The sequence below is a fragment of the Sphaerisporangium sp. NPDC049457 genome (assembly GCF_055586705.1).
This window is the reverse complement of sequence record NZ_JBVJHR010000018.1, coordinates 44537-67639: the sequence shown is the minus strand read 5'-3', so window position 1 is coordinate 67639 and position 23103 is coordinate 44537. Positions and strand designations below refer to the sequence as shown.

The window sequence follows — 23103 nt, the reverse complement described above, 5'->3', positions numbered from 1 at the left end:
GTCGGATCCTTGACCACGAAAACCACAGATGCCGATTTTCTGGTGTTATGGCTACATTGCCTACATGTGATGTCGTCGTTATGATCCCATGGATGCGGCATCGCTTCGGAGCCAGTCTGTGTGAACGAAGCGCCGGCCTCCGCCTTGACAGCGCGACGGCCGGCGCTTTCTCAGCGTGTACCGTCCGATTCTCCCGATATAGAGGTGCTTCGAATCGTGCATAACGCTGACCGGCCGATATTCGCGGCGCCAGAAAGGGGAGGCTCTTTTACGGCGGCGCGCTACCCGGTTCCCGCGCCTTCCCGCTCCGGCCTCGCGTCGGTGTGACATGTGGGTCCTCGGGCTCAACTCACCCGCGGTCGGCTGGCACGACGTGGCCGCCTGCCTCGTCGACGGCGACGGAGTGGTACACGCGCTGGTCGAACAAGAGCGGGTCAGCCGCGTCAAGCACGGCCTGCGCGAGTACCCCGTCCACGCGGCCCAGGCGTGTCTGGACATGGTGGGCATCACCCCCGCCGACATCGACCTCGTCACCGTGGGCTGGGACATGCCCCGGCACTCCGCGCGCCCCGACCTGGGCCTCGACCCGCCGGTGCACGGCCGGCCGTGGCGGTTCGGCGACAGCCACGACTTCCTCGGCGCCGCGCTCGGCTGGCGGGTGGACCCGGCCCGCCATCCCGAGGTGGTCTTCGTCCCCCACCACCTCGCCCACGCCTGCGCCTCCTTCTACGCCTCCGGCCACACCGAGGCGGCCGTCCTGGTGGTCGACGGCAACGGCGACGACGAGAGCGTGTCCATCTACGACGCCCGCTACGGCCGGATGCTCGTGCGCCGCGAGCGCTGGCCCATCCCGCACTCGCTCGGCTACATGTACGACGCGGTGTCCACCATCCTCGGCATGACGTTCCTCGAGGCCGGCAAGACCATGGGGCTCGCGGCGTACGGCAAGGCCCGCGGCGTCGAGCGCTGGCCGATGTACGAGATCCGCTCCGGTGTCTTCACGCCCCCCTTCGATCTGCCGCCCGACGCCCCCCACCGCCACATCATCGACGCCTGGTGGACGCACTTCGCCCGCGTCGGCTTCCGGCAGCGCGGCGGCGACCGCGCCACGCTCGACGCCGACGAGGACGCCGTCCGGCTCGCCTGGAGCGCCCAGGCGAGCCTGCAGGAGGTCATGGCGCTGCTGGCCAGGCAGGCGAGGGACATCACCGGGCAGGACGCCCTGTGCCTGTCGGGCGGCGTCGCGCTCAACTGCTCCTCCAACGGCCTGCTGCCGCCGCCGGTCTACGTCCCGCCGGTGCCGCACGACGCGGGCGTGTCGCTCGGGTCGGCCTGGGCCGTGGCGCCCCCCGCCCGCCCGCGCGCCCCGCTCAGCCCCTACCTCGGCCGGCGGGTGCGCGCCCGCGACATCGACGAGGCGATCGGACGGCACGGGCTCACGGCCCAGGAGGCCGTTCCCGAGACCGTCGCGCGGTGGTTGCTGGCCGGCCGGATGGGCGGGGTCGTCACCGGGCGGGCCGAGGTCGGCCCGCGCGCCCTGTGCCACCGTTCGATCATCGCGGCGGCCACCGACGACCGGATGCGCGACCGGGTCAACCGGGCCAAGGGGCGCGAGCTGTGGCGGCCTCTCGGGCCGGTGGGCCTGAGCGGCAGCGAGGGACGGCACTGGGAGGGCAGCCCGCTGCACCGTTACATGGTGGGCGCGAGCGTCGTGAGCGACCTCGGCGCGAAGGAGGCCCCGGCCTGCGTCCACGTCGACGGCACGGCGCGTCCGCAGGTGATCGGCCGGGAGGACGGCATCGTCTGGGACGTGCTCGAACGGTTCCGCGCGTCCGGCGCCCCGGCCGTGGCGATCAACACCTCCTTCAACACCAGGGGAGAGCCGATCGTCGACGACGCGGAGGGCGCCGTGCGCTCCGCCCGGTCCATCGGCCTGGACTTCCTGGTCCTGGAGGACCGCCTGGTCGACCTGACCGGCGACGCATGAGCCCGACCGCCCGCCGGGTCCACCACGACTGAGCCCGACCGCGCGCCGGGTCCGCTACGACCCGTCGAGCCGTCCGAGGGCGGCCGCCACCTGCTCGTCGGTGAGCTCGTGGTCCACGAGCTCACCGGCCAGGTACGCCTGGTAGGCGCCGAGGTCGAGCAGCCCGTGGCCGCACAGGGCCGTGAGGATCACCTTCTCCTCCCCGGTCTCGGCGCAACGCGCGGCCTCCTCGACGGTGGCGGCCAGCGCGTGGGCCGGCTCCGGGGCGGGGACGATGCCCTCGGATCTGGCGAACAGCACTCCGGCCCCGAAGCACTCTCTCTGCGTCTTGGCCACCGCCTCTATCAGGCCCAGCTCGTGGATGTGCGAGACCAACGGGGCCATGCCGTGGTAGCGCAGGCCGCCGGCGTGGATCGGGTCGGGGACGAAGTCGTGGCCGAGGGTGTGCATCTTCATGAGCGGCGTGATGCCGGCCGTGTCGCCGAAGTCGTAGGTGTAGCGGCCCTTGGTCAGGCTGGGGCACCCGGCGGGCTCCACCGCGCGGATCGTGACGTCCAGCCGGCCGGAGAGCTTCTCCCGGAGGAACGGGAAGGCCAGGCCGCCGAAGTTCGACCCGCCGCCGGTGCAGCCGATGATCACATCGGGGGTCATGCCGACCAGGGCGAGCTGGGCCATCGCCTCCTCCCCGATGACCGTCTGGTGCAGGAGCACGTGGTTGAGCACGCTGCCGAGCGCGTACTTGGTGTCCTCGTGCTGGGCGGCCGTCTCCACGGCCTCGCTGATGGCGATGCCGAGGGAACCGGGGGAGGCCGGGTCGGCGTCCAGGATCGCCCGTCCGGCGGCGGTCAGCGGTGACGGGGAGGGGTGCACGACGCCGCCGAACACCTCCATCATGATCTTGCGGTAGGGCTTCTGGTCATAGCTGGCGCGCACCTGCCAGATTTCGCAGTCGAGCCCGAACCAGCCGCACGCCAGCGCCAGCGCGGTGCCCCACTGGCCGGCGCCGGTCTCGGTGGTGAGCCGGCGGACGCCCGCGTCGGCGTTGTAGTAGGCCTGCGGCACCGCCGTGTTGGGCTTGTGCGAGCCGGCGGGAGAGACTCCCTCGTACTTGTAGAAGATCTTCGCGGGCGTGCCGAGCGCCTTCTCCAGCCGGTGGGCGCGGAACAGCGGCGAGGGCCGCCAGACGCGGTAGGCGTCCAGGACCGGCTCGGGGATGTCGACGTGGCGCCGCGTGGTGACCTCCTGCTCGATGAGCCGCGCCGGGAACAGCGCTTCCAGGTCGCCGGGCGCGATGGGTCGCCTGGTGCCGGGATGCAGCGGCGGCTCCGGCGCGCTAGGCAGGTCGGCGAGCAGGTTGTACCAGCGGCGGGGGATGTCGGCCTCGGACAGTGTGATCTTGGTTGCCGCGTTCGGATCGCTCATGGCGTGACGGTAAATCGGCCCGGCGCTTTCGGGCAGCGGAATCCCGGGGGACGTCCGGGAAATCCGGTTACGTGCCGTTGGTTCCGCTGGTTAACGCAACTTTCATCCGCCGTTGGGCGGCCCGGACCGGGCGGAGCCGATGCCGGATCATGCGTAGTACAAGGCCAGTTGTGGTGGTCTGCCGGTTAAGGGCGATATGTAATGAATGTGGGATGCTGGTGTAATGAAGAGCTGACATTTCAACATCTGTCAGATTTCGCGACTCTCCAAGTTGTCTGACTTCTCCGTCCGAGACCAGGACCCCCCACCTGGCCGGAGAGCAGGCAGAAGGAGAGGCTCGTGAGACGAGTCTTCACCGGCGCCTTCGCCGCCATCGCCGCCATCGTGCTCACCCTGACGCTCACCACGGGCCCGGCCGGCGCGACCCCGCCGAACATCCCCTCCGCCGGCACCGCCGCGTCCCGCCTGGCCACGCTCACCGTGGCGGCGGAGTCCCACCAGAGCAGCTACGACCGCGACCTGTTCCCGCACTGGATCGCCATCTCGGGCGCCTGCAACACCCGGGAGACCGTGCTCAAGCGCGACGGCGCGAACGTGACCACCGACTCGGCCTGCGCCGCCGTCTCGGGCAGCTGGTACAGCCCCTACGACGGCGCGACCTGGACCTCGGCCGCCGACGTCGACATCGACCACATGGTGCCCCTGGCAGAGGCCTGGCGGTCCGGGGCGTGGGCGTGGACCACCGCCCAGCGGCGGACCTACGCCAACGACCTCGGCGGCCCGGAACTGTGGGCGGTCACCGATGACGTCAACCAGGCCAAGGGCGACCAGGACCCCGCCACGTGGAAGCCCTCGCGCACCGCGTTCTGGTGCACCTACGCCCGGGCCTGGATCCAGGTGAAGTGGTACTACAGCCTCACGCTGCAGAGCGCGGAGAAGTCCGCGCTGACCACCATGCTCGGCTACTGCTGACCGTCCCCGGACGCGCGAACGCCGCCCACGCCCGCGAAGGCGTGGGCGGCGAACGAGCCTGCCGCTACGGGGTGTCCCGCTCAGGGCGGGCCTAGATCAGGTGGCGGTGCAGGTGACGGTGGCTCCGGCGCCGGTCCCGGTGCCCTGGAACCCGAAGTTGGTGCTCTGCCCGGCCGACAGCCGCCCGTTGTAGTTCGCGTTGGTGACGGTCACGGTGCCGCTGGTGCCGGAGTTCACGCCGCTCCAGATGGACGTGAGCGTGGCCCCGGACGGCAGGGTGAGAGTGACCCGCCAGCCGTTGATCGCGGCGCCGCCCGCGGTGACGTCGACGGCGGCGACGAACCCGCCGGGCCATTGGTTCGACACCGAGTAGGCCGCCGAGCAGCCCCCGGTCCCGCCGGTGGGCGTCGGGGTGGGCGACGGGCTGGGGCTGGGCGAGGGGGACGGGGAGGGGCTGGGCGTCGGGGAGGGGGTGCCGCCGTCGAGGGTGAGGTTCTTCTGCTGGACCTGCCACTGGGTGTTGCACAGGCCGCAGTTGGGGCCGACGAAGTTGGCGCCCGCCGTCGTGTCGCCCTTCAGCCGCCACTTGAGGTACAGCACCCCCACGCGGCCGAACTCGCCGCCGTTGGTCTGGCCGTAGGTGCCGCCGTGTCCGACGTTCAGGTTGCCCATGAACGCGGGCAGCCCCGACGGCAACTTGCCCCAGTCGTCGATGGCGTTCGGGTAGGCGATGTCACTGGTCCCGCCGATGAAGTAGGCGATCGGCTTCGTCAGCCGGCGGAGCTGGTAGTCGTCGGAGTCGTTCAGCAACCCGCTGCTGAAGATGGTGGTCGTGGTGATGCGCGAGTCGTTGGAGACGGCGTAGGCCTCCAGCCCTCCGCAGGAGTAACCCCCTACGGCGATCTTGCCGGTGTCGAGCTTGCCGTTGTACTTGCCGCCCTGGCGGCTGTTCTCCGCGACCGCCCAGTCGATCGACTGGGTGAGCATCTGGGACGTCGTCGAGCCGGAGCCGTTCGGGCTGCCGCTGGCGATGACCAGGAAGCCGTGCGAGGCGATCTCGCGGAGGAAGTTCAGCTGCGACGTCCCGTTGGCCGAGCAGCCGCCGTTGCCCCATACGTAAATGGGCATTCTCTCGGACGGGAGGGTGCCCGGCCGGTAGATGGTGTGATTGGGCAGGCTGCTGGAGGTCTCGTAATCGGCCGGATAGGGGCCCGAGCCGCCGACCGCCGCGGCCGTCGGCGTCATGGTGAGCGCCACTATTCCAGCGCAGAACGGGGCGACCGCCGCCGCCACTACTGCCCTGATGATCGAGCGTTTTCTCATTTCGCCCTCCGAAGGTGTGACGACGGCGCTCTGTTTCTGATGTGCCATGCGACGTCGATGGAGCCGGACCACGGCACACCCACTCCCACCGCGGCCAGGCTGGTCGATGCCGGCCGAATCTGGAGATCGATATGGCGAACCATCGATGGAATGGTCGCGTTCTTGCCAGGCGGAACGAGCCGATGAGCGCAACGTGCAGTTACTATCACTGCCGTCATACAAAGTGTCAAGCGACCGAACTCGGCGTGTTGAACGGTACGCGCGCGGATCGGAAACGCCTTTACGCGCCCGGCTCCGGGCGCGCGCCGGCCGAACATGCGAACCGTCGGGAGGACGCCACCGGCGTCGGAAGGACTGGCCGGTGCGGGCGGCTCCGGCGCAGGTCACGACGCCCGTCCGGCCTGACGCTCCGGTGGGTCTCCGCGCGCGGCCACCGGTCGGGAAACCGGCGCGCCGCGGTGGCCGGCCGGAAATGCGACGCGCCGCGGGGGGCGGCGAACGCGTCCCGGCGGCGGGCGCTCGTCAGGTGAGTGAAAGTTTCCTGCGGCCGTCCCGGTCGGCCGGAGCCGAAACGTCGTTCTCCGACGCGTGAAAATGGGTGATCCAGGACGCGGCGTCCGGCCAGTACGGTTTCGCGACCTCGATGAGCCGCGCCTCGGCGAGCGAGCCGAGCGCGGAATGGATCTCCAGCATGAGCTCCCTGGCGGCCTGGCGGGGCCACGGCGCCGGCAGGAGGTGCTCGGGCAGGTCCGGGTCGATGTCCGGGAACTTCCGCCAGGAATCCATGATGGAGGTCCGGGCCACCAGCGCCCGGGTCGCGTCGATGCGCCCGTCGCGGACGACCGCCCGCAGGTCCGAGTACCGCGCGATGAAATCCTCGTAGGCCGAGGCGAGGCCGGCCAGATCGTAGGCGGCGGCCGGACCGTGCGGGCCGGTCTCCTCGTCGAACCGCGTGTGCATCACCGTCCATCGGCCACCGTCGACGTCGTCCAGGACGTCGTGCATCGCCTTGGTCACCGGACCGGAGTCCGACCCCGGCCGGATCCACACGCTGTCGTACAGCCGCGCGAAGCCCAGCGACCCCAGCGCCTTGCGCACCGCGTGCCGTGGAGCCTGCCCGGACTGCGGGACCGAGAAGGAGACGGTCACCCAGTCGCCGGTCCACCGCGGCGGGCGGGCGCCGAAGCCCAGGAAATGATCCATCCGGGAGCGGTGCTTGGCGATCGCCTGCGGCGTCAGGTGGTACACCGGCGGCCGTCCAGACCCGCGCACGGCGATCAGGCCGCGCTTGGTCAGCCGGGACAACGCGGCCCGAGCGCTGGACTCGCTGATGCCGAACTCCCTGAGGATCACGACCACCGCCATCGACGGAAGGTCGGCGTCCGAGGAGTCGAGATACTCGCCGAGCACGGTCGTCAGCAGGTGCTGCGGGTTGGGACCGACCTGAGCCCGCGGGGCCCCCACTTCGTCCGAAGGCACATCGCGCGAAGGTACATGGACGCTCACCTTCTCAGCTTGCCATCAGATCAACCCGCGGTCGCGGGCGTAGACGGCGGCCTGGGTGCGGTCGCGGAGGCCGAGGCGGGTGAGGATGCGGGAGATGTGGTTCTTCACCGTGCCTTCGCTCACGTAGAGGCGGCTCGCGATCTCACGGTTGGTGGAACCGGTGGCGATCAGCCGCAGCACCTCGGTCTCACGGGACGTGAGGACCGGATCGGGACGCCGGCCAGGAGTGAGGTGGTGGGCGACGGTGGAGTCGATCTGGGTGACGCCGGCGTGCACCAGCTTCACGGCCTCGGCCAGTTGGGCGGCGGGAAGGTCCTTCAGCAGGTAGCCGGCGGCGCCCGACCGCAGGGCCCGCACGACGTACTCCTCGTCGTCGAAGGTCGTCAGCATGACGACGCGGCACCCGGGGACCTGGCGATGGAGGGCGGCGGCGGCTTCGACGCCGTCCATGACGGGCATGCGGACGTCCATCAGCACGACGTCGGGGTGGAGCGCCAGCGCGGCCGCCACCGCCGCGGCGCCGTCGGGCGCGGTGCCGACGACGGTCACGCCGGGCTGGATGCCGAGAAGAGACGCGATGCCCTCGCGCACGAGCTCCTGGTCGTCCACCACCAGAACCCGCACCCCGGTCAACGAACCGCTCCTGCCTGAACGATCGTGACGATGACCGTCGAAAAGGAAACCCGGCCGCAGTTCATCCGCGTCCTCCCGCATGGGGGATCGTCACGGTGACGGTGGTGCCGGCGCCAGGGGTGCCGTTGACCGTCACCTCGCCGCCGAAGGGACGGACGCGTTCGCGCATGCCGCGGAGGCCGTAGCCGTCCAGGGACGACGCCGGCAGCCCGCGGCCGTCGTCGGCGACGACGAGGCGGGCCTCGGAGTCTCCGCACGTGAGCGAGAGCGTGACGCGGGTCGCCGCGGCGTGCCTGCGGGCGTTCGTGAGGGCCTCCTGGGCGGCGCGATAAAGGACGGTGAGCGCCGCGGGGGTGTACCGCGACTCCTCGCCGGCGATGTCGAGGGCGACACTCGTGTCGTGGCGCACCAGATCGGTCAGGGCGGCGGTGAGGGAGAACGGCTCGCCGTCCGCACGCAGGGTCCGCACCGACTGCCGGACCTCCGCGAGCGCCTGCGCGGCCGACCACCGGGCGTCGGCGAGCGCCCGTTCGGCCGCCGCCCGGTCGCGGTCGAGGAACGCCGAGGACTTCTCCAGCTGGATGCCGATCGCGGTCAGGTGATGCCCCAGGCTGTCGTGAATGTCCCGGGCGAGCCGGTTGCGTTCCGTGGCCGCGGTCAGCTCCGCCACCCGGCCCGCGTACGCCGCCAGCCGCGCGCGAGCCTGCCGCGCGCTCACCGCGACCGCCGCCATGGACAGCGCGAGCACGACCCCGAGGGAGAACATCAGCAGGTCGGAAAGGTACGCCGGCCGCAGCCACCACCCCGGCGCCGACACCGTGAACCACCCGCCGAGCAGCACGGCGGACGCCACCCCGAGCGCCACCCCGGCCACCCGCCCGAACGCGAAGTACGCCGTGAACGGCACCAGCACGAACAGCACCCGCGCCAGCCCCGCGGTGTCGAACGCCGCCACCACCACGAACAGGGACGACCGCGCGCAGAGCAGCGCCACCGCGACCCCGCCGGGCGTCCGCACGGGGTGACGCCTCCGCTCCCACACGTCCACCGCGAACAGCGCCGCGAGCGCGCCGGCGAACCCGGCGAGCCGCCCCGCCCGCGGGCCGCCCGCGCCGAGCAGCTCGTAGTACACCCCCGCGGCCAGCACCGCCCCGTACAGCACCGACGGCACCCACGGCACCGGCGGTCCGGCCTCCGCGGACCGCGTCATGACGGATGCCACGCCCGCGCCTCCCGAGAGATGGTTCATGTGCAGGCTACGCCGAACCCCCCGCCTCCAGGAGCCTCCGCCGAGCACTCTGGCCGAACGGCACATGCCGGTCGGCCGCCACGTGAGGCCACTCGGGACTTACGCCTCGCCCCCGTCGCTTCCTACGTTCGAGGGCGTTCCCACCCCCTCATCAAGGAGGCGCCATGCCTTCGTGGTTGCTGCGTTTCGGTGTGGTCTGCGGGGTCCTGACCGGCATCACCCTCGGCCCGCCCGCCCTGGTCGAGGTCTTCACCGGCGAGACCACCGCGACGAGCTTCGTCATCGGCCTCGGCACGGCCTTCGGCCCGCCGGCCCTCACCGCCCTCTACCTGCACCACGGCGCCGCCGCGGACCGGTTCGCCGCCGTCGCGTACGCGGCGAACGTCATCGGCCTCACCCTGTTCGGCGCCGTCGCGTTCGGCCTGAACATCCTGCTCTTCCAACTGGACCAGCCGACCGTCGCCCGCCTCGTCGCCGGCCCCGCGAGGCTCGCCCTGCTCACCGCCGCCGTGGTCTTCGTCGCCGGGACGCTGCTGTTCGCGGCCTCGATGGTCCGCTCCCGCAGATTCCCCCGCGTCCCCGTCTACGCCTACGCCGTCTCTCTCCCCCTGCTGGCCTTCCTCGCCCGCCTCCCCGACACCCCGCTGACCAGCGCCGTCCACCTCACGGCCGCCGCCGCCCTCATCTGGCTCTCCCTGTCCGCCTGGCCCACGACACGGAACGGCGCGGCCGCCCGGGGCGGGGCACAGCGTCAGGCCACGTCACCTGAGGCATCACGGGCGGGACGGGGCTCCTGAGGCGCCCGCTTGAGAGGGCAACGGCGAGTGCCGAGGCGCACCGCGATGTGAGCGAAGCGGATCCGCACGCCGCGCGGATCCGCTCGACCGTCACCGCGAGATGCGCGCCCCGGCGCGGGCGGCGAACCGATGGTAGGGCTGACCCCCCTGTGACAAGGCGGGTGGGCAGCAATGTGGCAGCGGCCCGCGACCGGGAGTCTGGGCCGTGACTCTGGTCGTCCCCAGGAGGTTTCGTGTCCGCCGTTCTTGGTGCGCCGCGTCGCCGGGTGATGCGGTGGCATCGACCGCTGATGCTGATGGTCGCCTCGATGCTGGTTCTGCTGGTCGTTTCCGCGGCCGGGCTCGTGTTCGACGACCGGGTACTTCTCGGCGCCCCCGTCTGGCTCAAGCCGTTCAAGTTCGCGGTGTCGATGGCCGTCTACGGCACCACCCTCGCCTGGATGCTGTCGCTGCCGCACCGGGGCAGGAAGTGGACCTCCGGCCTGGCCACCGTCTTCGCCGTCACCGGGTTCGTCGACACCGCCATCGTCGCGATCCAGGCGGCCCGCGGCACCTTCAGCCATTTCAACAAGTCCACCGCCCCGGCCGAAAAGATCATGTTGGTCGTCTTCGGCAATGGTGTGCTCTGCATCATGCTGGCCAACCTCGCGCTCGCGGTCTTCCTGGCCTTCCAGCGTGTCCACGCCGACCGCGCCATGAGCCGGGCGATCCACACGGGCCTGACCATGGCCGTCGCCGGCATGGCCCTGGGCTTCCTCATCCCCGCTCAGGGGAAGACGGAGACCGCGCTGACCACCAGCGGTGACAGGGTCCTGCTGAACAGCGGACACAGCGTGGGCGTACCCGACGGCGGCCCCGGCCTCCCGCTGACACAGTGGAGCACGACCGGCGGCGACCTGAGGATCCCCCACTTCGTCGGCCTGCACGGCCTGCAGGTCATGCTCATCGCCGCCCTGCTCCTGACCGCGCTGGCGACTCGCCATCCCCTGTTGCGTGACGACCGGATCCGCGCTCGCCTGATCGGCGTGGCAGCCGCGGGCTACACCGGCCTGATCGCCCTGGTCACCTGGCAGGCCTTACGCGCCCAGCCCCTGATCCACCCCGACGCCCTGACCCTGACCGCCGCCGCCCTCCTGACGGCCGCCACCGCCCTGGCCGCCGCCGCGGTCCTGGCCACGGCCGGCCGTGTCCCGGCCAGCGATCAGACTCCCTCGCACGAGACCGGCTCACGAAGGCATCGGGCACGCGGTGGGCACGCGGCGGACCCGGAAACCGGAACATGGCGTCGCCGCTCAGACCGGCGGTGAAGCGCGCGCCCTCACATCGAGGGCGCGCTTCGCTTCCCGCCTACGCCGCCGCCTTGGCGGCCGAGCCCTGCGCGACCCGACCGCGCGTGACGCGGCGGCGCCGGACCGGCAACCCGAGTGTCGGGTTGCCGACGCCCCAGGCGGCGCCCTTGCAGACCAGCTCCTTGTAGACGGCGGCGAGCCGTCCGGTCAGGACCATCCGCACGGCGCGGTCGTCGGCGGTGACGTACTGGATCAGGCCCTCCTTGCGGCCCAGCGAGATGCACTGGTTGAAGTAGCGGACCGGCGCGTCCGAGACCTTCCCGCCGGTCAGGCGCGCCGCGATCGCGTCGGCGGCCCGCCACGCGGCCGGAGTCCCCGAGGCGCACGACATCCGCAGCGGCTTGTCCCCGGCGCCCATCGCCATGGCCGCGTCCCCGATGGCGTACACATCCGGGTGCGAGACCGAGCGCATGGTCCCGTCGACCACGATCTGCCCGGTGTCGGAGATCTCCAGGGTGGTCGCCTTCGCGATCGGGTGGACGGCGAAGCCGGTGGTCCACACGGTGACCGCGGCGGGGATGGCCTCGCCGTCGGCGGTGACGACGCGGTCGGCTTCGACACCGGTGACGGCGGCGTGCTCGTGCACCGTGATACCGAGGTTGCCGAACACCTTGCGCAGGTGCTCACGGCCCTTGGGGGAGAGCCAGTCGCCGAGGCCGCCGCGGGCGGCGAGGGCGACGTCGAGGTCCGGGCGGGTCTCGGCGATCTCGGTCGCGGCCTCCAGGCCGGTCAGGCCGCCGCCCACGACCACCACGCTCTGCCCGGCGCCGAGGCGGGCCAGGCGCTCGCGCAGCCGCAGGGCTCCGGGACGGCCGGCGATCTCATAGGCGTGCTCGGCGGTCCCTGGGACGCCCTGGGCGTCCCAGCCGCTGCCGAGCGCGTAGACGAGGGTGTCATAGGGGAGTTCCTCGGTGCCGTTCGCGTCGGCGACCGCCACGGTCTTGCGGTCGACGTCGACGCCGGTGACCTGCGCGAGCCGCAGTTCGACGCCGGTGCCCGCGAACATCTCGGCGAACGGCCGGGGCTTGAGGTCCTGGCCGGCCGCGAGCTGATGGTTGCGGACGCGTTCGACGAAGTCGGGCTCGGCGTTGACGAGGGTGATGGCGACGTCCTCGCGGCGAAGCCGCTTGGCGAGGCGACCGGCGGCGATGGTCCCGGTGTATCCGGCTCCGAGGACGATGATGCGGTGCTGCATCTTCTTGTTCCTTCCTGCGCGGGTTCGCCACTTGAACCGAACGGCCCGCCGTTTCCTGACAGGAACGCGATGTGAAGCACCTCACATCGCGCTCAGAAGGCGTTGAACAGAGGCTCACCGTGGTCAGCGGCCGCCCACTGCGCGGTCGCGCGTTCGAGCTTGTCGGGATTGACCTGGCTGCGGACCGCGGCGATGCCCTCGGCGGTGACCTCCAGGCACATGACGCCGACCACCCGGCCGTCCACGGCGACCACGGCGGCGGGCTCGCCGTTGGCCGTCCAGGCGTAGACCTCGGGCGAGCCGCCGACCAGGGCGCGCTTGGCCTCGGCGGGCTTGAACAGGCCCCACAGGAACTTCGCGACCGCGACGGCCCCCTCGAACGCCTTGGCGCGGGCCGGGACCTTCCCACCGCCGTCGCCGATCGAGACGGCGTCCGCGGTGAGCAGGCGCACGAGCGGCTCGGTCCGGCCGCTGGTGGCGGCGGCCAGGAACTCCTCGACGATCCGCCGGGCGGCGGCCTCGTCGACCTCGGTGCGCACCTTGCCGTCCGCGATGTGCTTCTTGGCGCGGTGGAAGTGCTGCTGGCTGGCGGCCTCGGTGATGTCGAGGATCTCGGCGATCTCCCGGTGCGGGTAGTCGAACGCCTCCCGCAGCACGTACACCGCCCGCTCGTTCGGCGGGAGGCGCTCCATCAGGGTGAGGACCGCGTACGAGACCGATTCGCGCTGCTCGACGGTGTCGGCCGGGCCGAGCATCGGGTCCCCGGCGAGCAGCGGCTCGGGAAGCCATTGGCCCACATAGGTCTCGCGGCGCGCCCGCGCGGAAGCGAGCTGGTTGAGGCACAGGTTGGTGAGCACCTTCGTCAGCCAGGCCTCAGGAACCTCGATGAGGTCGACATCGGCGGCCTGCCAGCGCAGGAACGTCTCCTGCACGGCGTCCTCGGCCTCCGCGGCGGAGCCGAGGAGACGGTATGCGATGGCCTCCAGTCGCGCTCTGGAAGCCTCGAACCGGTCGACATCGTTCACAGTCGATGGCATGGCCCGAGCCTAACCCGCACGCCCATACCAGCCACCCCCACGGCCCACCACGCCAAGCAGACAGCCGCGCGACAACCGCTCTAGGAGAGCGGCGTCTCTACTCGTTGTATTCCACTCTGACCTGCTGAGACGCCCCTTCGGGTATCGCCCCAGCCCTTGGTCATTCCGTACATGTTACGCGCCCTGGCCTCGGCGCCTAGTACTACAGTCGGATTTCGTGACTTTTGAGCCAGCGTCGCCAGTAGTGGCTGCGGCGGGCGCGGGCTTGGTGGTGGCGGCGGCGGAGGTGTGACCAGGTGAGGGCCTTTTCGAGTGGCCGGGTGATGGCGGTGGTCAGATGTGCCAGGAGACGGCGGACCTCGGCGGGGGTGAGCCGGACCAGGTCGCGGACGCTTTTGGGGCGCCTGCCGCGGTGACGGCCAGGTAGGCGTGGGCGAGCATGGACAAGGTGATGTGCCGATACCAGGCTTCGTACTGGCGTACCTGGTAGTGGTCCAGGCCGGTCTCGTTCTTGGCCGATTGGAAGCACTCTTCGATGGCCCAGCGGGCCCCGGCGACGCGGACGAGCTGGTCGATGGTGGTGCCGGCAGGGCCGAAGCACAGGTAGTAGGCCATCTCGTCGGGGTCGGTGATGCTGCGGCGGATCAGCAGCCACCGGGCTAGGCCCTCCTGTGGTTCACGCACGATCGGCAGGGTGGCCATCGCCCAGTCGTACATGCGGGGCCCTTTGGCTCCTTCGCCTGCCGACAGGCGTTTCCATGCCTGCTGGGGGGCGTCGGCAGCCACGGTGTCGGCCCGTGAGCCGGTGTTGCCGTAGCCGACCCCCGGGCCCACCGACTGATTGCGCGGCACCGCGACCACGTAGTACACGCCGTGCCGCTCCAGGAAGGTCCGGAATTTGTGGTCCTGGCCGTAGGCCTCGTCCGCGGTCACCCAGCGGGCCGGCACTCCCGCCTCCACCGCGCGAGCCAGCATGGTGCGCGCGAGCTGTGGCTTGGTCGCGAACTCCACGTGGGCCGGAATACCGGCCTGGGCGCAGCGCTGAGGGTCATCGGTCCAGGACTTGGGCAGATACAGTTCCGCGTCGATCAACGCCCGGCCACGCGCCGAAGCGTAGGCCACGAAAACTCCCAGTTGACAGTTCTCCACCCGGCCCGCCGTACCGGAGTACTGGCGTTGCACCCCGGCGGATTTTCACAAACCCGGTCTCGTCCACGATGAGCACACCATCAGGGTCGCCCAGCCCTTCGACCACATAAGACCGCAGGTCATCACGTACTTCTGCGGCATTCCAGCGGGCGTTGCCCAGCAACCGCTGCATCTTCTCCGGGCCGGCGTCCCCGGCCGCCTCCGCCAACTGCCAGCCGTTCTTGCGTTCCACCGGCGCCAGCAAACCCAGTAGATAGGCCCGCGCCTACCGGCGCGGCTCCACTCGCCCGAACCGGCGCGCCACCCGCGCGAACATCTCATCCAGCCCAGCCATCCAGGACCGGAGATCCTCAGCAGTGACCACATCAGACACGACAAGAACTATAAATCACAAAACATGACTGTAGTACTAAGCGCGACAGTGGCCCCCATTCGTTGATCTTGGGGATCTTGATCGCACACGTGTTTGGGTTCTGGATCAAAGATTGTGGAGCGATGACGCCGTTCGCTGGAACTCGACACGTCTAGCTCGAAGGAAGCCGAGGCCTCGATCGCCCTCGGACCTGATCACCTGAGCGCACCTGATGATTCGCCAATCAGACGGAAATTGTCCTAGCCAGGTCGTACCATCTCGACTTATCAAGGCGCGGCGGTCGAAGGAGGCCTATGACGCCATTTTTAGAGGAGGCAGACGAGCCAGGAAGCGGGCCCGTTGCGGCGGATGTGGTCGCTATCGGCTCCGACGGGCTCAGTGTGCATGAGCCCTCATTTCCCGCACGCGTGGCGGCGTTCCTGCGGTTCAGTCCGGTGATCGAAGCCGCGCAAGCGGCTCACCGCCGGGACTGGCCGGAGGGAATCTATGACATCGTCACTTTGGCCTTAACCGCCATCGATCTGGTCGTGGCGCGACAAGGCTTCGAGTTCGAAGCCACCCGGCAGGACGTGGTGGACGCGCTGTCGGTGCTCTCCGGGGTGGCGGCTCCGGGACGCCCGGTCGGCGAGCACACGGACGTCGCGATGTTCGTGGTGGACGCCCTGCTGAACCGGTCGAGCGGCCAGGCCCCCTTCCGATACGTCACCAGCGACTACTCCGATCATGAAGCCGGTTACCGGCAGCGCGAGGTCCCCTTCTCTCTCCTGGTCGAGCACGATCATGCGTCGCGCGACGAGAATGTGCTCCGCGCCACGAAAGACGCCATCAACGCCTTGATCGGCGGCCTCGACTTCGATGTCGAAGACGAGCAGGTCGCCACGGAGCTGGTGCTGGAACGGCAGTTGGCGCGCAACGCGTTCGACGCGGCGTTGAAGTCTGCAGAACGAGCCCGGCTGCTGTCGGTCAGCCTCGCGGAAGGGCTGGACCGGCTGCTGAAGCAAACGCGCCGTGATCTGCGGATCGTGGAGGAAGAATGGGCCACAACGGTACCGGACAGCCTGGAGGCTGCTCGTAAGCACATCAGGGAGCGGCTGAGTACCGAACGGCACCTGCTGGGGAAGGTCCGGGAGGCACTGGTGAGCGGCGAGGCGAAGTTTCTTACGTCCGGGGTGCGGATCGCTCAGCTGCTGGAGGAATGCCAGCGCCGCCACGAGTCATTGCATCATCGGGTCATCGCGGCCCGAGGGGTGTTCCTGGAGGAGCAGGAACGCCAAGCCTTCCGTCCACCCGCGTTGGTCAACCTGCCGGATCCGCAGCAGGAGATCCTCCTACCGGTCCTGGAGCTGGGCAGCACCGAGGCGGGCAGTCTGACAGAGCGGTTCCTGATCGACATGGCGGGCCCCCGTACCCCGCGACTGCCCCGCCTCTACCGGTTGATCAACGACTTGTGGATGCGCAGCGGCGGCACCGCCGCAGGCGAGCGGGGCGACGATGAGACCGAGCTCGCCGACCTGCCGGCACCACTCATCCGGGCAGAGGTCGTCGATGTGGCGATCCGCGCCGTGCAGAGCGTCGGCCTCCCCAGCCGGCTGTCCCGGCTGCTGCATACCTGCCTGAACGATGTTCAAGCCCCATCTCCTCGTGTCCGCCAGCAGGGTGCCGAGGTCCTGAACCTGGCCGTGTTGTGGGCTTTCTCCCCCGAGGACGCCGACAATGAAGGCGGCCGGATGGCCGATGACCTGATGGCCCGCATCCTGGGAACGCGCACCGCCGTCGACTCTGACGGCACCCCGCTGCAACTGCCCGGGTGGGACGGCGACGACGTCATCGTCGCCCCCGACGCCGATGCCCTCGCCGATGCAAATCCGGTCCCGATCAGCAAGAAGTCAGCATGAGTCTCATCGACACCGATCACACCGATATAGGCCTCCTGGTGTCGTTCGCGATCCGGCCGACTCAGCGGCCCGGTCGCAACCCCGACTACCAGCGCGTTCTCAGTCGCTACCGGACCGAGCTGGAGTTCAAGACCGCCGCGAACGCGATTTTGCACGGCTTGGGCGCGCGGGTTCTGTCCGACGGCGACTTCGGGCTCATCCTGGGTATAGAGCCTGAGTCTCCGCTGGCCTTCCGTATCTCCGACCTGCCCTACACGGGAAAGCCGGAGAACAAGCTGCTGGCCGGTCTGGTTCTCACCGGCCTGGTCGCGTTCGCCTACCCCAGTACACAGGAGCTCGACGACGACCGCGTCCGGCGTATCTCAGCCAGGGACCTCGATGCATGGCTGCGGGAGCTGTGCGAGCGATTGCGCTCTCACGACGCCGCCGGCGACGTCATCCCCGAGGAGGGGCTGAACGAGGCCTGGCGGACCTATCTGGCCTTGCCGTCGGTGCATTACGGGGAGGCCGGTCGCGGCTCCGGCAAGCTGACCAGCCGCTGCACCCGCTATTGGGTGCAGACGATCCTGACCTGGCTGACAGGACAGGGTATGGCCCGCGTCGACAGCTCGGCTGAGGACACCTGGACGCTGACCGAACGGTTTCGGGTGCACGCTAAGGAGGTCGCTCTCGAGCGGGCCTACAGTTTCATCGCCGAGCTGCACCGCAGAGGGGAATTTCGCGGATGACCTATCAGCTCGCCTCGCTGCGGTTTCGGACCGTGGGCGAACGTTCCGCCCGATTCACCGATCTTCTGCTCGACTTCACCGCCCCGGTCGACGGTGCAGCCGTACCTCAGGACTCGGTCGTCTGGCTGCGCAACGGCGGAGGCAAGTCGAGCATCCTGTCGCTGACGTACGCGCTCCTGTTGCCGCACGCCAACGACTTCATGGGTAAGACCGTGCAGCGCAGCCTCACCGACTACGTCGACACGGGCGACACCTCACACGTGATCGCGACATGGCAGCCTCATGACGCCAGCCGTACCCTTCTGGGCGATCCGGAAGAAATCCTCGTCACCGGTGTGGTCCATGAATGGTCGGACTTGCGCAAGCCTGTGAAGGCCGCCGACTCCAAGGACAAGCTGAGCAGCTACTTCTACGCCTTCCACGCCGTCTCCGGCGTTTTGGAGCCGGACACGTTGCCGTTCTGCGACGATTCCGGACGCCCCAGGCGGCTGACCGGGTTCCTGGAGGAGCTGCGCGAGTTGGCCAAACCACATGCCCGGCACGCGAACCTGGTGGTGACCGACAAGCAGCACGTCTGGATGAAAGCGCTCCTAGACCGGCACTTGGATCCGGAGATCTTCCGTACGCAGAAGCAGATGAACCACGTCGAGGGCGGCGTGGAAGACCTGTTCAAGTTCCCCGCTGCGAAGGACTTCATCAACTTCCTGCTGGATCTGGCCACCCAGCCGGACGCCGCCACCAGCGTCGCGACCCGGCTCGCGAGCGTCACGGCCTTGCTGGCCGCCAAGCCGCAGAAAATCGAGGAGCGTGACTTCTGCACCGCCGCCGCTGACGATCTGAGCGACGTCGCCGCGAGCTATGAGCATGTGCAAGCCGCTGCCGGTGAACTGACCGCTGTCACCACCGCCGCGGAGGTCCTGGCCGCGTCCTTCACCGCCGCAGTCGCCGCCGCGGAGGAGCTCCAGGAGAGTTTGAAAACACAACTGACGGTGTACACAGAAGCCCGCACCGCAGCTAACAACGATCGCTCCACGGCCACTGACTTGGCCTACCTGTACCGGAAGGAAAGCGCCAGGCTGCGTCTGGCCGAGGCCGAAACCCAAGAGCAGGAGGCGGGCCAGAACGTCGACCAAGCGCGAGCTTTGGTGCAGGCCTGGGAGACCACCATCCAGCTTGCCGCGTTCGCCGAACTGGAGTCACGCCTGGCCCAGGCCGAGCTGCTGGCCGCAGCCGAAGAAGCCGAGATCGCCCCACTCCGCGAAGAACACGCCCGGCATGCGGCCCTGCTGCGACACCGTCTGAACGCGCTCGCCGAAGAAGCCGATTTCGCGGCCGACCTGGCTGACGAGCAGCAGGAGATCATGCAGGAGGCCCTCACGAAACATGGAGAGCTGGAGGAGCGAGCGCAAACCGACAAGACACAGGCGACCATCGACGAATCCCAGGCCCAGACCCAGCTCGACATTCTCGATCAACGCCGCAGGGACGGCGTCGCCCGCGGTCACCTGCCCAGCCACACCATCCCACTCCAAAGCCATCTCAACATAGTGATCACCGAGCGCGCCGGAGTCGATCGACAGCTCAAGGAACTGGCGGCACGGTGCGAAGGCCGCCGTGCCCGCCGTACCGAGATCACCGACCGGGACGCCGCCCTGGCGGGCGAGCACAGCACCGCCGACGCGATGCGCACCCAGACAGTCGAGCGGCACGCCGATCTGGATACCAAGTGGGCCGAGCTGACCGGTTCTGAACGGCTGCGCGGGCTGGCTGAGACCGCCGGCGACGAGACCGTCGACTTGTGGGTCGAGGGCCCGATCCTGCTGCGCCGGTTGAGCGACGCGGTCATCGCGGCGGACGACGAGCGCATCCTGCACAGAGCCGAACAACACGCCGACAGGAGGAGCATCGAGGCGCAGGAACGCAACAAGGTCCTGCCGTCCAGCCTGGACGCCGAACGCATCGAACGCGAGCTCCTCGACGCCGGCGTACCCGCCCAGACCGGCTGGGCTCATCTGCGCTCGGTCATGCCCGCTCACCAGCTGATGACTGCACTGAACCTGCCCGAGATCGCCCGGCTCGGTTGTGGAGTGGTGGTCCCGACCAGCCGGGTCGCCGACGCGACGCGGGTCTTGGACTCCCATGCGGCTGTCACGACCTCGCTCATCGGGGTCTACTCCGCCGAAGCCGCGGACGTCCTGGTCCGGGGCGGGGTAGTGTCGGCGGACTCCCTGGCCGCCGCGGCTTGGACCCGGCTGCAACCGGGCTTGGTTGACCAGACCGAGGCAGAGGCAGCGGTCCGGCTGCTCAAGGAACGCGCCCACGCCCACACACTCAAGGACCAGGATCTAGCCCGGCAGCGCGCGGCCGACGATGAGCTGCGCCGCCAGATCACCCAGTTCCTCGACGACTGTCCCGCCGGACACCTGGCCATCCTGAGCGACGAGATCAACCGGCTCGACCGCAAGCTGCAGGCCATCGACGACGAGCAGGAAGACAACAGGGCAGAGCTTCAGGGCCTCGATGATGGCGACCGGCTGGACGATGCCCTTCGTGACATGCTCAACACCGACCTTCGCAAAGCCGACGCCACTATCAACTGGCTTGAGGAGTTCGCCCTCGTCTTGGCCGATGCAGACGGCTGGCGCGAGCAACTGACAGCAGCGCAAGAGCGCGGCGCCGACGCGGACCGTCGCGCCCGCCAGCACAACGCCGACGCCCGGCAAGCCCTCCTTGAGACCAAGCAGTGGGAGGTCACCGCTGAAACCGAGCGCGGCAGAGCGACTGAATACCGGTCAGAATGCGACAGCCTCCCCGACACCGCGACCGATCCACTGGACGTGCATGGGGATCCGGCCATGCCTCTGGATGCTCTGCGCCGCTGCCAGCAAGACGCACTCAAGGCTCTGGAAATCCGCGCCGCCCAATCGGTGCTGGCCGATCGGGTGCAGGGCCTCGCCCGGCAAGTCGCCGATGCCAAGCGCGAACTCATGCAACGGCCTGCCGCCGATCGCGCCACCGCCGCGCGATTGCTTGCCTCCCCCGAAGGCCAAGAGCCGCACCTTCGATCCGCCGCGCTTGCCCGCGCCCGGCAGCATTCGGAAGCGGCGACCGACGAACGCGGCGCGGCCAGGAATCAGGTGAAACAACGTGGTTCCGAACTGGAGGCGATCGAACGGGTCTATCGGCAGCCGCCACGCCGTACCCTGCCCGTCGTCCCGACCAGTTCCCAGGAAGCCGAGGCCTTCGCCGCTGAGCAGGAGCTCCGCAACCAGGGGGCGCAGGAACGGCTCACCCAAGCCGAAGGCCTCATCAAGGGCGTCGAGCAGCAGACTTCGCAAGCTGAGCACCGCAAGACGCTCCTCGGCACGCTCCTGGAATCTCTCCCGGATCCGGGCGAGCAGCTCCCAGAGCCGTTCGCCGAAGACGAGGACACGGCGCGCACCCGATCCCGGCAGGCCAGGGATGCGGTGAGCGCCGCGGCCAAGGCCCTCACCGGCGCCGAGGCCGGCCTCAACACGTCCGTGGACCGGCTCCGGCGCACGGCCGCTCGCTTCACGGGGATCTCCGGGCCGATGAAAAACCGGGTGGCGAACGATCCGCCCGCGCTTCTTGGCCCGCACGCCGACGAGCTGGGCGGCAAACTGCGGCTGCGGGCGCAGACCCTGGCTGGCGAACTCGGTGCCATCGCCCAGGACCAGGCCATCCTCAGCGAGGCGCTCGCGCACCTGGTGAAGGACAGCCTCGACATGCTTAGCAAAGCAGAACGTGCCTCCCACATGAAAACCTGCTCCGGGTCGTGGGCCGACAAGAAGGTCCTGCGGATCAGCTTCGACCGGCCCGACGACGCCGACCTAGTCGTCTATGCCGAGAGAGTCATCGACAGACTCGTGCAGAAGGGGCTCAAACCCGAAGGCATGCCGCTGCTGAAGGCTGCCGTTCACGAAGCCGCAGGACCTCGAGGTTTCACCGTCAAGGTCCTCAAACCCACCGACGACACCGCCGGGACCACCGAAGACATCAGCCGCATCGCCAAGTGGAGCGGCGGCGAGAAGCTGACCGTATGCGTCGCGCTTTACTGCACCCTCGCCGCGCTACGCGCCGCGCACATCGGCCGCAAGGGACATTCCGGAGGGGTCTTGCTGCTCGACAATCCCATCGGCCGAGCTTCATCTGCCTCCTTGATACGGCTGCAGCGCGATGTCGCCGCCTCACACGGCGTCCAGCTCATCTACACCACCGGAGTGAAGGACCCGGCCGCCGTGGTCCAGTTCCCCAATGTCATCCGGCTCGACAACCGGGAAGGACGCACCCACAACCGCCGCTACATCATCCCCGAATCCAGTTACGTCACCGGTATCCGCGTCGCGCACACCGACCACCCCTGGGACAGCGCCGAATGAACCAGCCGATGTCACCGCTCGCCGCCGAGCTCGCCCGACTCGTCATCCAGTTCCGTGGCAAACGGATCCCTGTTACCGATCTATTCGGTGAGGCCAGCAGGTTCGATCCTGGGTTGGTCGGCGATGCTGAGGGGCTGGCCAGATTTCGCAGCGCCCTCGGCGAACTCGAGAATGCTGAGAAGATCACGCTGCCGGCGCCGAGATCGGCTACCGGCTGGGATCGTCGAACCGTTCCCGCCATCCCGTTCTGGGTCATGCGCGTCGAACCGCTGACTGTCATGCGCCCGTCTCGTTCTCCGCGTGTGTGGCCTCATCTGCTCGAAGCCGCCGGGGCCATCGCCACCAGAGCCGACGAACAGGAGATTCTCGATCGGATCGCCACCTGGATCCGCGACGACCCCTTCCCGGAGTTCGTCCCCGTCCAGGAACGCTCCCTGGAACTCTTCGACGATGAGAAGGCCATCGACGGCTACCTGAACAACCGGCTCTTCACCTCCGGCGCCCTCACCCTGGAACTGCTGGCCTGCTTCCCGCCCGCCTTGCCGTTCGTATCGCAGCACGTGCCGGGCGCCGGATCCACGGGACTGCTCGTCCTGGAGAATCGCGCCACCTACACGTCCTTTCTCACTGCCTTGCGCGACCTCGATCCAGCGGCGAGACCCGATCTGCACCTCGGCTGGGGCCATGGCAACGGCTTCGCGCAAAGCGTCCTGAGCATCCCCTTGCTCGAACCGGCTCCCGGCGTCGTGCATTACTTCGGAGATCTCGACCTCGCCGGGCTTCTCACCGCAGCCAACGCCGCCGCGCAAGCTTCCGCCGCAGGACTTCCGACGTTGCGTCCGGCTTCTTCCTGTTACCAGTTTCTCCTGGATGGGCCGTCACGCTGGCGGAGCAACGATGCCAGCAACCAGCGCACCGGCACCGACTATCCCGCGGTCTGCTCTTGGCTGCCTCCCGCGTTACGCCCGCGGGCGGTCGAGCTGCTCTCCACCCGCCTGCGTGTGCCGCAGGAACGGCTCGGTCTCAAGATGCTGCGTCGCCACCCACATTTCTGGGATAGCTTCGCTGCGGGTGAGCGGCTTTGACCG

15 protein-coding genes and 1 pseudogene are annotated in these 23103 nt (G+C 69.3%); 8 read left to right on the top strand and 8 right to left on the bottom strand.

Annotated features, from left to right (window positions below; translation table 11 throughout):
- The first annotated feature begins 328 nt into the window (after positions 1–328).
- Positions 329–1987 carry a carbamoyltransferase C-terminal domain-containing protein gene (locus tag ACZ6QO_RS26765; RefSeq protein WP_465854360.1) on the top strand — a complete coding sequence of 553 codons (1659 nt, stop codon included), beginning with the start codon at positions 329–331 and terminating at the stop codon, positions 1985–1987.
- Between the two features lie 54 nt (positions 1988–2041).
- On the opposite strand, the gene ACZ6QO_RS26760 is transcribed toward ACZ6QO_RS26765, so the two are convergent.
- A complete protein-coding gene (locus ACZ6QO_RS26760; protein ID WP_465854359.1) occupies positions 2042–3409 on the bottom strand; it encodes a TrpB-like pyridoxal phosphate-dependent enzyme in 1368 nt (455 codons plus the stop codon).
- A 339-nt stretch (positions 3410–3748) separates the two neighbouring features.
- On the opposite strand from ACZ6QO_RS26760, the gene ACZ6QO_RS26755 reads away from it, so the two are divergent.
- Entirely contained in the window at positions 3749–4381 is a 633-nt protein-coding gene (locus ACZ6QO_RS26755; RefSeq protein WP_465854358.1) for an HNH endonuclease family protein, read from the top strand.
- 96 nt (positions 4382–4477) lie between these two features.
- Here the strand turns inward: ACZ6QO_RS26755 and ACZ6QO_RS26750 are convergent, their stop codons facing one another.
- The 4 genes from ACZ6QO_RS26750 to ACZ6QO_RS26735 form a co-directional block, all read right to left on the bottom strand.
- Positions 4478–5704 carry a cellulose binding domain-containing protein gene (locus ACZ6QO_RS26750; RefSeq protein ID WP_465854357.1) on the bottom strand — a complete coding sequence of 409 codons (1227 nt, stop codon included), beginning with the start codon at positions 5702–5704 and terminating at the stop codon, positions 4478–4480.
- Between the two features lie 522 nt (positions 5705–6226).
- Positions 6227–7183: a PaaX family transcriptional regulator gene (locus ACZ6QO_RS26745; RefSeq protein WP_465854356.1), complete on the bottom strand. Its 957-nt coding sequence runs from the start codon at positions 7181–7183 to the stop codon at positions 6227–6229.
- 42 nt (positions 7184–7225) lie between these two features.
- Positions 7226–7834 carry a response regulator gene (locus tag ACZ6QO_RS26740; protein WP_465854537.1) on the bottom strand — a complete coding sequence of 203 codons (609 nt, stop codon included), beginning with the start codon at positions 7832–7834 and terminating at the stop codon, positions 7226–7228.
- A 70-nt stretch (positions 7835–7904) separates the two neighbouring features.
- Positions 7905–9065, bottom strand: a complete 1161-nt coding sequence (locus ACZ6QO_RS26735) for a sensor histidine kinase (RefSeq protein WP_465854355.1) — start codon at positions 9063–9065, stop codon at positions 7905–7907.
- 191 nt (positions 9066–9256) lie between these two features.
- Here ACZ6QO_RS26735 and ACZ6QO_RS26730 point away from each other — a divergent pair, with 191 nt between their 5' ends.
- Entirely contained in the window at positions 9257–9889 is a 633-nt protein-coding gene (locus tag ACZ6QO_RS26730) for a hypothetical protein (protein WP_465854354.1), read from the top strand.
- A gap of 233 nt (positions 9890–10122) precedes the next feature.
- The gene (locus ACZ6QO_RS26725) at positions 10123–11196 is read left to right on the top strand and encodes a hypothetical protein (RefSeq protein ID WP_465854353.1); all 1074 of its coding nucleotides are present in this window, start codon (positions 10123–10125) and stop codon (positions 11194–11196) included.
- A gap of 40 nt (positions 11197–11236) precedes the next feature.
- Here the strand turns inward: ACZ6QO_RS26725 and ACZ6QO_RS26720 are convergent, their stop codons facing one another.
- The 3 genes and pseudogenes from ACZ6QO_RS26720 to ACZ6QO_RS26710 form a co-directional block, all read right to left on the bottom strand.
- Entirely contained in the window at positions 11237–12433 is a 1197-nt protein-coding gene (locus ACZ6QO_RS26720) for an NAD(P)/FAD-dependent oxidoreductase (RefSeq protein ID WP_465854352.1), read from the bottom strand.
- Positions 12434–12525: 92 nt separating this feature from the next.
- Positions 12526–13470, bottom strand: a complete 945-nt coding sequence (gene sigJ, locus ACZ6QO_RS26715; protein ID WP_465854351.1) for an RNA polymerase sigma factor SigJ — start codon at positions 13468–13470, stop codon at positions 12526–12528.
- Positions 13471–13672: 202 nt separating this feature from the next.
- Positions 13673–14953 (bottom strand): annotated as a pseudogene (locus ACZ6QO_RS26710) (IS701 family transposase).
- Between the two features lie 332 nt (positions 14954–15285).
- Here ACZ6QO_RS26710 and ACZ6QO_RS26705 point away from each other — a divergent pair.
- Genes ACZ6QO_RS26705 through ACZ6QO_RS26690 form a run of 4 tightly spaced genes read left to right on the top strand, consistent with a single transcriptional unit; the run spans position 15286 to position 23100 of the window.
- Complete coding sequence (locus ACZ6QO_RS26705; RefSeq protein WP_465854350.1) at positions 15286–16887, top strand: hypothetical protein; 1602 nt, start codon at positions 15286–15288, stop codon at positions 16885–16887.
- Positions 16884–17615: a hypothetical protein gene (locus ACZ6QO_RS26700; protein WP_465854349.1), complete on the top strand. Its 732-nt coding sequence runs from the start codon at positions 16884–16886 to the stop codon at positions 17613–17615. Before ACZ6QO_RS26705 ends, ACZ6QO_RS26700 begins: the two co-directional genes overlap by 4 nt.
- Positions 17612–22015: a coiled-coil domain-containing protein gene (locus ACZ6QO_RS26695; protein WP_465854348.1), complete on the top strand. Its 4404-nt coding sequence runs from the start codon at positions 17612–17614 to the stop codon at positions 22013–22015. Before ACZ6QO_RS26700 ends, ACZ6QO_RS26695 begins: the two co-directional genes overlap by 4 nt.
- Positions 22012–23100, top strand: coding sequence for a hypothetical protein (locus ACZ6QO_RS26690; protein ID WP_465854347.1), 1089 nt, complete (start codon positions 22012–22014; stop codon positions 23098–23100). Before ACZ6QO_RS26695 ends, ACZ6QO_RS26690 begins: the two co-directional genes overlap by 4 nt.
- The last annotated feature ends 3 nt before the right edge of the window (positions 23101–23103 follow it).